General features: G+C 73.5%; 7 protein-coding genes. 2 read left to right on the top strand and 5 right to left on the bottom strand.

Translation table 11 applies throughout. From position 1 onward, the window contains the following. Positions 1-53: 53 nt before the first annotated feature. Positions 54-1304 carry a zinc metalloprotease gene (locus BN6_RS22325; RefSeq protein ID WP_015102003.1) on the top strand — a complete coding sequence of 417 codons (1251 nt, stop codon included), beginning with the start codon at positions 54-56 and terminating at the stop codon, positions 1302-1304. A 270-nt stretch (positions 1305-1574) separates the two neighbouring features. Here BN6_RS22325 and BN6_RS22320 read toward each other — a convergent pair whose 3' ends face one another. The 3 genes from BN6_RS22320 to BN6_RS22310 all read right to left on the bottom strand — a co-directional run bounded on the left by BN6_RS22320 (position 1575) and on the right by BN6_RS22310 (position 4658). After that, positions 1575-2378, bottom strand: a complete 804-nt coding sequence (locus BN6_RS22320) for an ABC transporter permease (RefSeq protein ID WP_015102002.1) — start codon at positions 2376-2378, stop codon at positions 1575-1577. Next, positions 2375-3325 (bottom strand): daunorubicin resistance protein DrrA family ABC transporter ATP-binding protein, encoded by a 951-nt coding sequence (locus BN6_RS22315; protein ID WP_041313644.1) that lies wholly within the window; start codon positions 3323-3325, stop codon positions 2375-2377. The genes BN6_RS22320 and BN6_RS22315 overlap by 4 nt, the downstream gene beginning before the upstream one ends. A 94-nt stretch (positions 3326-3419) precedes the next feature. Beyond that, the gene (locus BN6_RS22310) at positions 3420-4658 is read right to left on the bottom strand and encodes a cytochrome P450 family protein (protein ID WP_015102000.1); all 1239 of its coding nucleotides are present in this window, start codon (positions 4656-4658) and stop codon (positions 3420-3422) included. A gap of 411 nt (positions 4659-5069) precedes the next feature. Here BN6_RS22310 and bioA point away from each other — a divergent pair, with 411 nt between their 5' ends. Then, on the top strand, positions 5070-6434 hold the full coding sequence (bioA, locus tag BN6_RS22305) for an adenosylmethionine--8-amino-7-oxononanoate transaminase (RefSeq protein WP_041313641.1): 1365 nt from the start codon (positions 5070-5072) through the stop codon (positions 6432-6434). A 122-nt stretch (positions 6435-6556) separates the two neighbouring features. Here the strand turns inward: bioA and BN6_RS22300 are convergent, their stop codons facing one another. Both BN6_RS22300 and BN6_RS22295 read right to left on the bottom strand, forming a co-directional pair. Further along, complete coding sequence (locus BN6_RS22300) at positions 6557-7288, bottom strand: thioesterase II family protein (protein ID WP_041313638.1); 732 nt, start codon at positions 7286-7288, stop codon at positions 6557-6559. Then, positions 7285-13956, bottom strand: coding sequence for a non-ribosomal peptide synthetase (locus tag BN6_RS22295; RefSeq protein WP_015101997.1), 6672 nt, complete (start codon positions 13954-13956; stop codon positions 7285-7287). Before BN6_RS22295 ends, BN6_RS22300 begins: the two co-directional genes overlap by 4 nt. Positions 13957-14030 lie beyond the last annotated feature (74 nt).

The following is a 14030-nucleotide window of genomic DNA, read 5'->3' as shown; positions in this document are numbered from 1 at the left end:
GACGGGAGGGCCGCACCTCCCGTCCGCGCACGTCCCCGTGAGGAGGTATCCCGGTGTCCCGGTTCCCCATGGAGGCGACGGTCCAGGTCCGGCCGTACTCCTCCCGGCGCGAGGACGACCACGCCGTCATCGGCGACGACCAGCGCCAGGTCTACCTGTCCATCCCGACCGAGGGGCTCGACCTGCTGGAGTGGCTGCGCGAGGGCGTGCCGCTGGCCGAGGCCGTCCGCCGCTACGAGGAGCGCCACGGCGAGAGCCCCGACGCGGAGGAGTTTTTGGAGGAGTTGGCGGGGGAGGGCTTCGTCGCGCCCCAGGACGCCGAGCTGGAGCAGGCCCGCGACGGCCGGCCCAAGCGGGCGTGGAACCTCGACGGGCTGTCCCCGCGAGCGGCCCGGCGCTGGTTCTCCGCGCCGGTCGCGGTCGTGGCCGGCCTGGTCGTGGCGACCGCCGTCGTGCTGGCGTTCCTGGACCCGCGGGCGCTGCCCGGCTCGTCCAGCCTGATGTTCCACGACCACTTCTGGGCCTACCTGTGGGGCGTGATCGCCATCGCCACCATCGGCGTGGTCGTGCACGAGCTGGCCCACGTCGTCGCGGCCCGCGCCGCCGGCGTGTCGGCCCGGATGACCATCGGCAACCAGATGTACGCGATCGTCGCGCAGACCGACATGTCCGGGATCTGGCTCGCGCCCAAGCGCGCCCGCTACCTCGCCCTGCTCGCCGGGATGATCGTGGACGTGCTCGGCGCGGCCCTGCTGTTCATCGTCGTGTGGCTCGACCGGGCCGGCGTGCTCGGCCTGGCCGCGCCGGTGCGCACGGTGCTGGCCGGCGTGCTGTTCACCTACTTCATCCGGTTGCTGTGGCAGACGTTCGTCTTCCTGCGCACCGACCTGTACTACGTGATCGCGACCGCGCTCGACACCCGCAGCCTGATGGCCGACACGGGCGTGTACCTGCGCAACCTCGTCCGCCGCGTGCGCCGCCGGCCGCTGATCGACCAGACCGGCATCGAGCGGCGCGAGATGCGGGCGATCCGGGTGTTCTCGGTGGTGTGGGTGCTGGGCCGGGTCCTGTCGCTGGCCACCCTGTTCGGGCTGACCATCCCGCTGCTGCTGTTCTACGGCGGCCGGGTCGTCGCGTTCTTCTCGGGCGAGCCGGTCACCGGGACCTTCACCTGGGCCGACCTCCTCGCGTTCGCCCTGCTGACGTTCCTGCTCGACTTCGGCGGGATCGTGCTGTGGGTCCGCTCGCTGATCCGCTCCTCCCGCGCCCGCCGCCGTGCCCCGGACCGCGTGCTGGTGGAGTGAGCGCGAGGGCCGTCAGCCGCCCAAGAGGCGGTCGACCAGCTCCGACGCCGACTCGTCCGGGTCGGCGTCGGAGGCCGCACGTCGAACGCCGTGTCTTCACCCTCGCCGAGGCGGGGGTTTTCGCGTCGAGGACCGTGCCCGCTCAGATCAGCGACAGGAGCGGGAAGTCGCTGTCGATCCGACGGTCGCTCTCGGCCATCGCGATCCTGCCCGCCGACGCAGGGAGCCCGACCGCCGGTGCGGCGGTCGGGCTCCCTGCGTTGCGCGGGTCTAGCGGGCGACGGCCTTCCAGTACTGGCGGATGGCCAGCGGGATGAACAGGGCCAGCAGGACCACGATCCACAGCAGCGACGCCGTGACCGGGTTCTGCAACGGCCAGGCGTCGGGGCGCGGCGCGCTCGCCGGCATGTTGCCGAACAGGTCGCGCAGCGCCTGCACCACCGCCGAGATCGGGTTCCACTCCGCGATGGGCTGGATCACGCCCGGCATGGTGTGGATCGGCACGTAGGCGTTGGACAGGAAGCCCAGCGGGATCGCGATGGTGAAGCCGACGCTGCTGACCGCCTCCGGCGCCCGCATCGCCAGGCCCACCACGGCCATCAGCCACGACAGCGCGTAGGCGAACACCAGCAGCACCACGAAGCCCAGCAGCGCGTCCACCAGCGACGTGCGCACCCGCCAGCCGATGATCAGGCCGAGCACGGCGGTCACCAGGACCACCACCAGGTTGTTGACCACGTCGCTCGACGTCCGGCCGAACAGGACCGCCGAGCGCGAGATCGGCATCGACCGCAGGCGGTCCACGATGCCGGTCGTGATGTCGGAGGCGATCACCGTGCCGGTGTTCACCGCCGAGAACAGCACGGCCTGCACGAAGATGCCGTCCATCAGGTACTCCCGGTAGGACGCGCCGTCGAGGTCGATCGCGCCGCCGATGATGAACCCGAACAGCAGGGTCATCATGATCGGCGCGACGGCCGCGTTCACCAGCAGGTCGGGGACCCGCACGATCATCCGCAGGTTGCGCTTGGCCACCACGGCGCCCTCGTGGAACGCCACGCCCAGGGTGCTCATTCGCTGTGCTCTTTCTCTTTGTCGGTGAGGGCGAGGAAGACGTCGTCCAGGGTCGGCGTGCGCACCGCCGCGTCGACCACCGGGACGCCCGCCGCGCGCAGCGCCTGCGCACCGGCCAGCAGCGCCTCCATGCCGTCCTCCACGGGCACGCTGAGCAGCCGGCCCAGGTCGTCCACGGTCACCGCGCCGGTCCCGACACCGGACAGCGCCCGCTCGGCCACGGCCGCGTCGGCACCCGGCGCGAGGGTGATCTCCAGCCGCTCGCCGGACACCCGGCGCTTGAGCTCGTGCGGGGTGCCCCGGGCGACCACCCGGCCGCCGTCGACCACCACGATCTGGTCGGCCAGCCGGTCGGCCTCCTCCAGGTACTGGGTGGTCAGCAGCAGCGTGGTGCCGCCCGCCACCAGCTCGCCGATGGTGTCCCACAGGCCCATCCGGCTGCGGGTGTCCAGCCCGGTGGTCGGCTCGTCGAGGAACAGCACCCGGGGCGTGCGGATCAGCGACGCGGCCAGGTCCAGCCGGCGGCGCATCCCGCCGGAGTACTCCTTGGCCCGCCGGCCCGCCGCCTCCACCAGGTCGAACCGCGCCAGCAGCTCGTCGGCCCGCTCGCGCGCCCCGCGCCGCCCGAGGTGCAGCAGCTCGCCGAGCATCTCCAGGTTCTCGAAGCCGGTCAGGTTGGCGTCCACGGCGGTGTGCTGACCGGACAGGCTGATCGCCTGGCGGACCTCGGCGGCCTGCGTGACGACGTCGAGCCCGGCCACCTCCGCCCGGCCCTCGTCCGGGGTCAACAGGGTCGTCAGCAGGCGCACCGCGGTGCTCTTGCCCGCGCCGTTGGGTCCGAGCAGTCCGGTGATGGTGCCCTCCGGCACCACCATGTCCAGCCCGTCGAGCGCGGTCACCTTGTCGAACCGCTTGCGCAGGCCCTCGGCGACGATCGCGTCGGTCACGGAACTTCCTTTCTCGGGGGGTGTGCGACCGGTGACGGGCCGACCGAACACCCCTGCGAGTCCCGATCGGCCGGACGTCCCCGGTGGGGGCGCGTCAGTACGTGACCGGCAGGTCGACCACGCCGCGCAGGGTGAGGCCGGGCCGCCACGCCACGTCGTCCAGGTCGACCGCGGGGCGCAGCTCGGGCATCCGGGCCAGCAGCGTGTTCAGCGCGACCTGGCCCTCCACCCGGGCCAGCGGCGCGCCCAGGCACATGTGCGCGCCCCGGCCGAACGCCAGGTGCCGGTTCTGCGCGCGGGTGATGTCGAGCTTGTCCGGCAGCGGGAACCGCTCGGGGTCGCGGTCGGCCGCGGCCAGCACCGCGATCACCATCTCGCCGCGCCGGATCGGGGTGCCCGCGATCTCGGTGTCCTCGGCGGCGAAGCGCGGGAAGCTGATCTCGATGGAACCGTGGTAGCGCAGCATCTCCTCGACGGCGGACGCCGCCAGGTCCGGGTTCTCCCGCAGCAGCGCGAGCTGGTCGGGGCTGCGGAACAGCGCGAGCAGCATGTTGCCGATCAGGTGCTGGGTGGTGCCCAGCCCGCCGACCACGAGCAGCGCCACCATCTTGAGCAGCTCGTCGTCGGTCATCTTCTCGCCGTCGGCCTCGGCGGCGGTCATGCCGGAGATCAGGTCGTCACCGGGGTTGGCGCGCTTGCCCTGGATCAGCGCGTCGAGGTAGCCGACGAACTTCTCGATCTCGGCCATCACCTCGGCCGGGTTCATGCCCTGCGGCGCGGACTGCGCGGAGGTCGGGTCCAGCGAGAGCAGCAGCTCCGACCACAGCCGGAACCGGTCGCGGTCCTCGCGCGGGATGCCCAGCATGTCGGACATGACGGTCAGCGGCAGCGGGATCGCGAACTGCTCGACCAGGTCGAAGGTCCGCTCGTCGGCGGCCAGCAGACCGTCGACCAGCGAGTCGGCGATCGCCTGCACGGCCGGCCGCAGCCGTTCGACGTACTGGGGCGTGAACGCCGACTGGACGAGCCGGCGCTGGCGGGTGTGCTCCGGCGGGTCGATGGCGCCCATGCTGCCGCCCAGCAGCCGCAGCACGGCCTCGGGCAGCGCGGGCATCTCCACGCCCTCGGGCAGCACGGTCGGACTGGTCTTGAAGCGGTGGTAGTCGCCGAGGAAGTCGACGCACTCCTGGTAGCGGGTGATCATCCAGACGTCCTGCCCGGTGGGCATCCGGACCTTGGAGATCGGTGCCTCCGCGCGCAGCCCCGCGTAGGTCGCGTAGGCGTTCGCCCGGGACTGCGGCGAGACGAGGTCGAGGTGTTCGGAGGTCGTCACGAGGCGTCCCCTTCTGGCGTCGAGAGCAGCGGCAGGGGCGTCCCGACCGCGTCAAGAGCATCGCGACACGTCTCCTTCGTCCTCTGCTCACCATTGAGCACTCGGGGTGTCCACGACGCCGGGAGGCACGGCCCGTCGCCGAACGGTCGTGCTCGGGCGGGACCGGCACGGCGGTCGGCGGCCTGAGTCCGGATCGGGCTTCCGGCCGGCGGACCCGACGGTGTGCGGCCGGTGCCGGCGCGGCGGTCTGCTGCGTGATCACCTCGGGATCCCGGCGTGGAGCCGACACCTGCGGGCGCGGCGCGGGTCGCGGGCCGGGCGGTGCTGCGCAGTCTTGCGCAGACGGAACCGCACGGGAGCGGTTGGTATTGCCCGAGCCTCGAACTCGATCCCACCATCGGAGCGCGACGCATGGACAAGGACATGACCGAGACCGAACGCCTGCGGACGCTGGACCGGCAGCACGTCTGGCACCCCTACACACCGACCGACGACTACCTCAAGGCGACGCCGCTGGTGATCGACCACGGCGAGGGCGTGTACCTGGTCGACTCCGACGGGAACCGCTACCTCGACGCCGGGTCGTCGTTGGGCGTGAACATCCACGGGCACCAGCGCCGCGAGCTCAACGACGCGATCGTCGCGCAGGCCACCAAGATCGCCCACACCACGCTGTACGGCATGACCCACCCCGGCGCGGCCGAGCTGGCGGCGCGGCTGGTGCACCTCGCCCCCGAGGGCATCGAGCGGGTGCTGTTCCTGGAGAGCGGGTCCAGCGCGGTCGAGACGGCCATGAAGATGGCGTTCTCGTACTGGGTCTTCAAGGGCGAGCCGCAGCGCAACAAGTTCGTGTCGATGACCGGCGCGTTCCACGGCGACACGGTCGGCGCGCTGTCGGTCGGCCAGATGACCATCCTGAAGAACTTCTACCAGCCGCTGCTGCGGGAGACGAGCGCGTTCGCGCAGCCTTACGCCTACCGCTGCGGGCTGTGCAACAACAACTGCTCGCTCGCGTGCGCCGACACGCTGGAAGAGGTCTTGGAGCGCGAGGGCCACGAGATCGCGGCCGTGCTCGTCGAACCGCGCGTGCAGAACGTCAGCGGCATGGTCGTGGCGCGTGACGGGCACCTGGCGCGGGTCGCCGAGATCGCCCGCAAGCACGGCGTGCTGCTGATCGCCGACGAGCTGGGCACCGGCTTCGGCCGCACCGGGCCGATGTTCGCCTGCGAGGCCGACGGCGTGAAGCCGGACATCCTGTGCGTGGGCAAGGGCCTCACCGGCGGCTACATGCCGCTGGCCGCCACGATGGCGACCGGTGAGGTGTTCGACGCGTTCCGCGGCGACGGCAAGATGCTGCTGTCCGGCCACACCTACTCGGGCAACCCGATGGCGGTCGCGGTCGCGCTGGCCAGCCTCGACCTGTTCGAGAAGGACGACGTGATCGCCCACGGCCGCGAGCTGGCCGTGGTGCTGGCCGACGAGCTGGCCAAGTTCCGGGAGATCCCGCACGTCGGCGACATCCGCCAGTGCGGCATGCTCGCGGCGATCGAGCTGGTGCAGGACGAGGAGACGCGCGAGCCGTTCCCGTGGGACCTGGGCGTGGCGACCCGGATCACCGCGCGGTGCCGCGAGCTCGGCATGATCATCCACTCCGCGCCCAGCGACACGATCGTCATCGTGCCGCCGCTGGCGATGACGGAGGACCACGTGCGCCAGATGATGGGGATCCTGCACCAGGCCACCTCGGAGGTCGTGGCCTCGCTGTCCGACGCCTGACCCCGTCCACGACGACCCCGGTCCGCCACCGCGTGAGGTGGCGGACCGGGGTCGTCGTGCGTTTGTCGGGTGCGTGTCGAGCCTTGCGCTGGGACGATTGTCGGACGCGCGGTGGTCGGGGCTCAGGGGCGGACGGTCAGGTCGGTGCGGAACGCGTCGGCCAGGGCGTCGGGCAGGTCCGAGTGGTAGAAGTGGCCGCCGGGGAACACGCGCAGGCTGAACGGGCCCACGGTGGCGTCCGCCCACGCCCGCACCTCCGGCACGGTGACCTCCGGGTCGGTGTCGCCGGTCAGCGCCGACACCGGGCAGTCGAGCACCGGGCCGGGCAGGGGCGCGTAGGTCTCGTTGACGGTGAAGTCCGCGCGCAGGCCGGGCAGGAACATCCGCATCAGGTCGTGCTGGTCCAGCAGTTCGCGCGGCGTGCCGCCCATCTTCGCCACCGCGTGCACGAACTCGTCCTGCCGCAACGGGTGCAGCGGCGCGCGCCGGGCCGGCAGGTGCGGTGCCCGCCGCCCGGACACGAACAGCCGCAGCGGCGGGCGTGGCGCGGTGGTCAGCCGTCGGGCCACCTCGTAGGCGACCACCGAGCCCATGCTGTGCCCGAACAGCGCGTAAGGCCGGTCCGCGTGCGCCTTGATGGCCTCCGCCAAGGGGGTGGCGATGTCCGCGACGGTCGTCAGCGGAGTTTCGCGCAGGCGGGTTTCCCGACCCGGCAGGACCACCGGGCACACCCCGACCTCCGGCGCGAGCAACCCCGGCCACGTCCGGAAGAACCCGGCCCCGCCGCCCGCGTGCGCGACGCAGTACAGCAGCACCGGCGTGTCCGGCGCGGTCGGCGGTTTGATCCAGGTCATCGGTCCTCTTCCGGTTCGGGGGAGCGGAGCACGACGTGGCCGACCGAGCCGGTCGCCCCGACCGCGTTGACCAGGGCGCGCAGCGGCGTCCCGGTCCACGGCGCCGGCTCGGTGACGAACGTGATCGGCAGGCCGTCGAGGTCCACCAGCGCCGTGGGGCGGTCGGACAGCAACGTCGGTGCGAGCGCGCCGTGCCGCAGTTGCAGCAGGACCTTCGTGAGCTGCGCCAGGCCCGACGCGGCCTCGGCGTGCCCGAGGTTGGGCTTGAGGGTGCCCGCCGGCACCGGGGCGCGGTCGCCGAACAGCCGGCCGACGGCTTCGACCTCGGCGGCGTCGGACAGCGCCGCGCCGGACGCCGCGCACTCCACGTACCCGATGTCGTCGGGGGTCAGGCCCGCCTGGTCGAGCGCGCGCGACAGGGACGCGGTCAGCGTCGCCACGTCCGGCGTGCCGAACCGGCCGGTGCCGCCGGTGTGCCCGACCCACGCGCTTTCCACGACGCCGTGCACGGTGTCGCCGTCCGCCCGCGCGTCGGCCAGCCGGCGCAGCAGCACCGCGCCCACCGCCTCCCCGGGAGACCACCCGGCCGCCTCGGCGTCCAGCGCCCGGCCCGGCGTCTCGGCCACCAGGTCCAGCCCGCGCAGCACGGAGGCGTGGTACGGGTGCAGCAGGAGGTTCGCCGCGCCGACCACGGCCGCGTCGCAGTCACCGCGCCGCAGGCTCTCCACAGCCAGTTGGAGCGCGGTGAGCGACGACGAGCACGAGGTGTCCACGGCCAGGCTCGGCCCGCGGAAGTCGAACACGTGCGACACCCGGTTGGCCACCTCCGACCCGGTGCCGGAGATCCGCGCCGAGCCCTCGGCCCGCCACCGGTCGTTGCCGACCAGCCGGTGGTCGTGCCACATCAGCCCGACGAACACCCCGACCCGGCCCAGCGACGCCGACGTGTGGCCGGCGTCCTCCAGGCACACCCACACCACTTCCAGCAGCAGCCGCAACTGCGGGTCGAGGGTCGCCGCCTCGGCGGGCGCGATGCCGAACACCGCGCTGTCGAACGACTCCACGTCCCGCAGGTAGCCGCCCGCCGGGCCGTCGCCGCGCGCGGCGGGCGGGGCGGCGACCGAGCACCGGCCGTCGAGCAGGTTGCGCCACAGCGCGTCGAGGTCGTCGGCCTCCGGGTACCGGCCCGCCATCCCGACCACCGCCACCTCGGCCGACCCGGTGCCGGCTTTCCCGGTGCCTGCCGGCCCGGTTTCGGCCGGCCCGGTGACGTGGTCGACCGCGCCACCGAGGAACGACTGGAGGAACACGTGGTCCTGGTCGAGCCGCAACGCCCGGCGCACCGGGTCGACGGCCACCGCACCGACCGGGCACAGCCCCAGCCCGTGCGCGGCCTGTCCGGACATCAGCAGCTGGCCCAGGTAGCCCGCCTCCAGGGCCAGGAACCGCTCGGACTCCTCGCCGTACAGGGGACGCACGGCTTTCGCCTGTCCCACCAGGAAGATCTCGAACGCGGCCCGGTCGTACACCGGCCGGTTGTAGACGAAGTGCGCCGACCGGCCCAGGTCGGAACCGTCGGAGATCCGGCGCAGCGCGTGCTCGTCGGGGTGGTAGTAGTAGACGCCACTGTCCACACCGGACACCCGGTCGTCCGCGACGTGGACGTAGACCTGGACGCCGTACGTGTCGCCGGCGGACGGGTAGAGGCGGCGGCGCCGGTCGCCGTCCGGCAGTGGGCGCAGCAGCGCCAGCAGCGAGGTCAGGGCCGTGAAGGGCACCGGGTCGGGGCGGAAGTCGCGCCGGGTGCCGCGCCACCGGTAGAGGTGTTCGTCGGGCCGGGTGTCGGGCAGCGGGAGTGACGTGCCGTCGTCGCGCAGGTCCCAGCGCGCGGTGGCGAACGCGGCTCGGTCGGTGGGGGACAGCACGTCCACCACGGGTTCGGTGGCGACGTCCGGCACGGGCGTGGCCGTGGGTTCGGGCGTCGGCTCGGCAGTGGGCGGTGCGGTGGGCGGTGCGGTGGTCGGATCGGTGGCGGTCGTGGGGAGGCCGACCACGGAGGCGACGTGCGCCGCGATGCCGTCGATCGTCGGGTTGTCCAACAGGACGGCGACGGGAACGCGCGTGCCGAACCGCTCTTGGAGGCGTGTCGACACCTGGACCATGGTGAACGAGGTCGCGCCCTGGTCCCACAGGTCCGCTGCCGGGTCCACCGCTTCGCCGACCAGTTCGCCGAGCAGCGCGGTCAGCATCCCGCGCAGGTCCTCGGCCGCCGGTCCTGGTTCCGCCACCACCGGCGTCGCCGGAACGGGCACCGGCTCGGGCACTGCCGGCTCGGGCAGTGCTGGTTCGGGCACCACCGCCGTCGGTTCGGGTGCGGTGGAAGGTGCGGGGGGTAGCGGCCAGGGGAGGGCGTCGCGGTCGAGCTTGCCGTTGGCGGTGGCCGGGAGGCGGTCGAGGACGGCGATGTGGTTGGGCACCATGTAGTCCGGCAGGGTCTCGGCCGTGTGGGTGCGCAGTTCCTTCGCCGCCGGCGCCGCGCCCGGCATCGGCACGACGTAGGCGACCAGCTTGCGCTCGCCGTTCTCGTCCCGGGGCACGACCACCGCGTCCTTCACGGCGGGGTGGGTGCGCAGGCGGTGCTCGATCTCGCCCGGCTCGACCCGGAAGCCCCGGATCTTCACCTGGTGGTCGGCCCGGCCCAGGAACCGGATGTTGCCGTCCGGGAAGAAGCTGGCCCGGTCGCCGGTCCGGTACATCAGCGCGCCGGGCTCGAACGGGCACGGCACGAACCGCTCCCGGGTCAGCTCCGGGCGGTTGCGGTAGCCGAGGCTGAGCACCTCGCCCGCGATGTACAGGTCGCCCTCCTGGCCGATCCGGCACGGCTCGCGGTCGGCGTCGAGCACGTAGTAGCGGGCGTTGTCGATCGGCCGGCCGTACGGGATCGAGTGCCACTCGGGGTCGATCTCGCCGACCCGGAACCAGTTAGACCAGACGGTGGCCTCGGTCGCCCCGCCCAGGCTGATCACGTCCGCGCCGGTGAAGCAGGCGCGCAGCTCGCCGGGCAGGCCCAGCGGCGTGTAGTCGCCGCTGAGGAACACCAGCCGCAGGTCCCGGGTCCGGGGGCCGCCGCGGTGCGCGGCCATCAGCGGCGCGACGTGCGCGAGCGTGGTGGGGGCGGAGTTCCAGAAGGTGATCGGCTCGTCGAGCAGCACGTCGAGCAGCAGCGCCGGGTCGCGCTGCTGCTCGGCGTCGGCGACGTACACCGACGCGCCGAACCCGAGCAGCCCCAGCAGGTCGAACACCGACAGGTCGAATCCGAGGGAGGTCACGCACAGGCCGAGGTCGGCGGGCCCGAAGCCGAACGTGCGCCGGGTCCAGTGCAGCAGGTTGTGCACCGCCCGGTGGTTTACCGCGACGCCCTTGGGCCGCCCGGTGCTGCCCGACGTGAAGATGACGTAGGCGGTGGCGTTCTCGTCGACGGCCGGCGCGGGGTCGGGCTCGACGGCGTCGCCGAGCCGGTCGGCGTGCACCACGGGCCGCCCGTCGGCGGGCGGGTCGAGGTCGGAGGTCGTGACCAGGGCGACCGCGCCCGCGTCGGCCAGCATCGTCGCGGCCCGCGCGGCCGGCATCGACGGTTCCACCGGCAGGTACGCCCCGCCCGCCTTGAGCACGCCGAACACCGCCGCCACCATGAGCGGGCCGCGCGCGATCGACAGGCCGACCACGGACTCCGGGCCGACCCCGGCCTGCTTCAGCCGGGCCGCGATCCGGTTCGCGGTGGCGTTGAGCTCCCGGTAGGTGGTCGTGCCGCCGCGCCCGCGCCCGCGCACGGTGACCGCGTCCGGCCGGATCCGGGCCTGCTCCTCGAACAGCAGGTGCACCGGGCCGTCGTGCGGGAAGTCCCGAGCGGTGTCGTTCCACGTGCGCAGCACGAGTTCGCGCTCCGCCTCACGGCCCCGGTCGGCCGTCCAGGCGTCCTCGTCCGCGCCCAGCCGACGCAGGATCTCCTGGTAGGCGGCGAAGATCCCGGTCAGGACGTCGTCGGGCACCGCACCGCGCACGGCGTCCCAGAACAGCCGTAGCTCGTCACCGCCCTCGTCCACGGCGATGCAGTCCAGCCCCACGTCCGGCGTGCAGGTCAGCCACGGGCCGGGCTCGATCCCGGGCGGCAGCGGCGCGTCGGCCAGCTCCAGCAGCCCGGTGCACACCACCGGGTAGCCGAACTCGCCGGTCCGCCGCCGGCGCAGCACGACGGTGCGCAGCTCGGCCAGGCCGGACGCCGCGTCGGCGGCGGTGTCGGCGGCGATCACCGCGTCGGTCCGCCGGGCGGCCTCCGCGAACGGCAGGCCGGGCTCGGCCCTGGGCACCCAGCTCAGCGCGGTCACCTCGGCGGGCCGGAACCGCTCCACCGCCCGCGCCCAGCGGACCAGCGGCACCGCGAAGTCGTCGGCGAAGTGCGTGCCCAGCGCTTCGGTGAGCGCCGTGATCACCACGGCGTCCAGGCTCAGCCCGCGCGCCTGTGCGCGTTCCCGGCAACGCGACCACCCCGTGACCGTCGCGGTGAGCCGGGTGCGTGGGCCGGTCAACGGCCCCAGCGGCGGCCCGGACGGCAGCGCGGCGAACCGGTCGCGCCAGTGCTGTCGAGCGGGCGCGTGCTCCGGCCCGGCCCGGAGTTCCTTTCGAGTGGCGACGAACTCGGCGTAGGGCGCGGCTTGCAGCGCCGGTGCGGTGGGGTCGCAGTAGCGGCGCATCAGCTCGCGCATCAGCAGGTGGATGCTGCGACCGTCGGCGACCAGCAGGTCCAGCGCGATGTGGACGGTCAGGCCGTCGTCGTCCCGGGTGACCCGAAGCTCGCCCTGCGGCAACCGGCCGAGCGGGTAGGCGCGGCTGACCATGTCCTGCTGCACGTCGCCGGTCGACACCGGGATGTGCCAGCGGTCCGGCGCGGTGTCGTGCACGGCCAGCGTCCCGTCGTGGGTGACGACGGTCCGCAGCACCTCGTGGTCGGCGAGCAGGCCCAGCCACGCGGCTTCCAGTCGGGGCAGGTCGAGGTGCTCGACGCGGAAGCCGTGGCACACCTGGCACCCCGACCACGGGCCGACGCCGTCGGTCGAGCGGGCCACGAAGTACGCCTGCTGGAGGTCGTTGAGCGGTCGGGGCGCGGTTGCGGTGCCGGGCCACAGCCAGCGCAACGCGTTCACGAACCACCCGAACGCGCCTTCGACCACACCGGGTCGGAAGGCGCTGTCCACCACGTCCCAGCGCACGACCAGACCGCCGTCACGTTCGGCAACCTGCGCGTCGAGCGTGACGCCGGTGGTCTGGCTGAGCGCGTATGACCCTTCCGCCTTGCCCCCGCCGACGCCGATCAAGCTGGTGAACACGACCGGCAGGGCGTCGGGGACCGGCAGCCGTTGCGCGCGCATCGCCCGCAGCACCGCGACGCCGGGCACGGCCGCGTGGTCCAGGTCGCGGCGCAGCCGACCGTGCACCCGCTTCGCGGCCTCGGTCAGCGGCAGCCCGGCGGACGGTTCGGCGACGAAGATCGCGGTCGAGGTGAACGGGCCGACCACGGTGTCCGCCGCGGCCGGCAGCACGAGCCTGCTGCTGGTGGTGAGCACCAGGGAGAACTTCGGCTCGTCGCACACCCGCTGAAGCGCCTCGGTGAACACGGTCAGCACCAGCGAGGTCGCCGACACGCCGGCCTCGGCCGCCCAGTCCCGCACCGCCGCCCACTCGCGCGGCGTCAGCTCGGCCGTGTGCGGGGTCCGCCGGTTGTCCGGCGGGGTGTCGCCGGCCGGCAGCGCGGGACCGGGCGGCAGGTCGCGCAGCCGGTCCATCCAGTAGCCCAAACTCGCCCGGCAGGTGTCACCGGACTGGTGCTCGCCGAGCGCGACTACGAGGTCCCGAACCCCGAAACCGCCGCCGGGCAGCACGCACGCCGGGTCGTCGTAGCACGCCCGGAGCTGGTCCACGAGCAGTTCCAGCCCCGCGCCGTCGGTGACGAGCGCGTCCACGCTCAAGTGCAGCACGCCCGAGCCGTCCGGGTTCCGGGTGGCCTCGACGCTCCACAGCGGACTCTCGTCGGCGCGGTACGCGCGGTGCGACAGCCGGTTCCGCACGGCCAGGACGTCGTCGTGCACCGGCATCGTCCACGGCGGCGCGTCCGGCACGATCCGCTGCCGGCCATCGGCGGTCGTCACCAGGCGCAGCGCGTCGTGGTGCTCGACCAGCCTGCCCCACGCCGCGCGCAGCCGGTCGAGGTCCAGGTCCGGCACCGCGAACTCGCGGTAGACGTGGCAGCCGATCCCGTCCGCGCCCAGGCTCTTGCCCAGCAGGTACGCCTCCTGCAACGGGGTCAGCGGGAACGGCTCGTGGCGCGCCGACGGCGTGGCCCGCACCTGCGGGCGCAGCCCGCCGTGGTTGCGCGAGCCGACCGCGAGCGCCGCCAGCTCCCGCGCGTCGCGGCACGTGCGGGTGGCGTCCATCGGCAGCTCCGCGCCCAGCGCCGAGCCGACCTCCAGCAGCACCCGCGCGGCGGCGAGCGACCCGAGGCCGAGCGTCACCAGCGGGGTGTCGGCCGCCACCGGGGTGCCCGGCGGCAGCACGCGCGCGAGCACCCCGAGGATGGTCGTGATGGCGTCGGCGACGCCGGCCTGGTCGTCCATGTGGCTCCCCGCTCCGACGTCGGACGGTGTCGGCCCACGCTAAGCGGGTCCGCCGGCGTGGTGCTGCTCAACCT

The sequence above is a fragment of the Saccharothrix espanaensis DSM 44229 genome, assembly GCF_000328705.1.
GTDB lineage: Bacteria > Actinomycetota > Actinomycetes > Mycobacteriales > Pseudonocardiaceae > Actinosynnema > Actinosynnema espanaense.
This window is presented reverse-complemented; position numbering and strand designations above follow the sequence as displayed.

Coding starts and splice junctions, on each gene's coding strand:
- BN6_RS22320 (WP_015102002.1), bottom strand. CDS start 2,378: ATGAGCACCCTGGGCGTGGCGTTCCACGAGGGCGCCGTGGTGGCCAAG.
- bioA (WP_041313641.1), top strand. CDS start 5,070: ATGGACAAGGACATGACCGAGACCGAACGCCTGCGGACGCTGGACCGG.
- BN6_RS22300 (WP_041313638.1), bottom strand. CDS start 7,288: ATGACCTGGATCAAACCGCCGACCGCGCCGGACACGCCGGTGCTGCTG.
- BN6_RS22295 (WP_015101997.1), bottom strand. CDS start 13,956: ATGGACGACCAGGCCGGCGTCGCCGACGCCATCACGACCATCCTCGGG.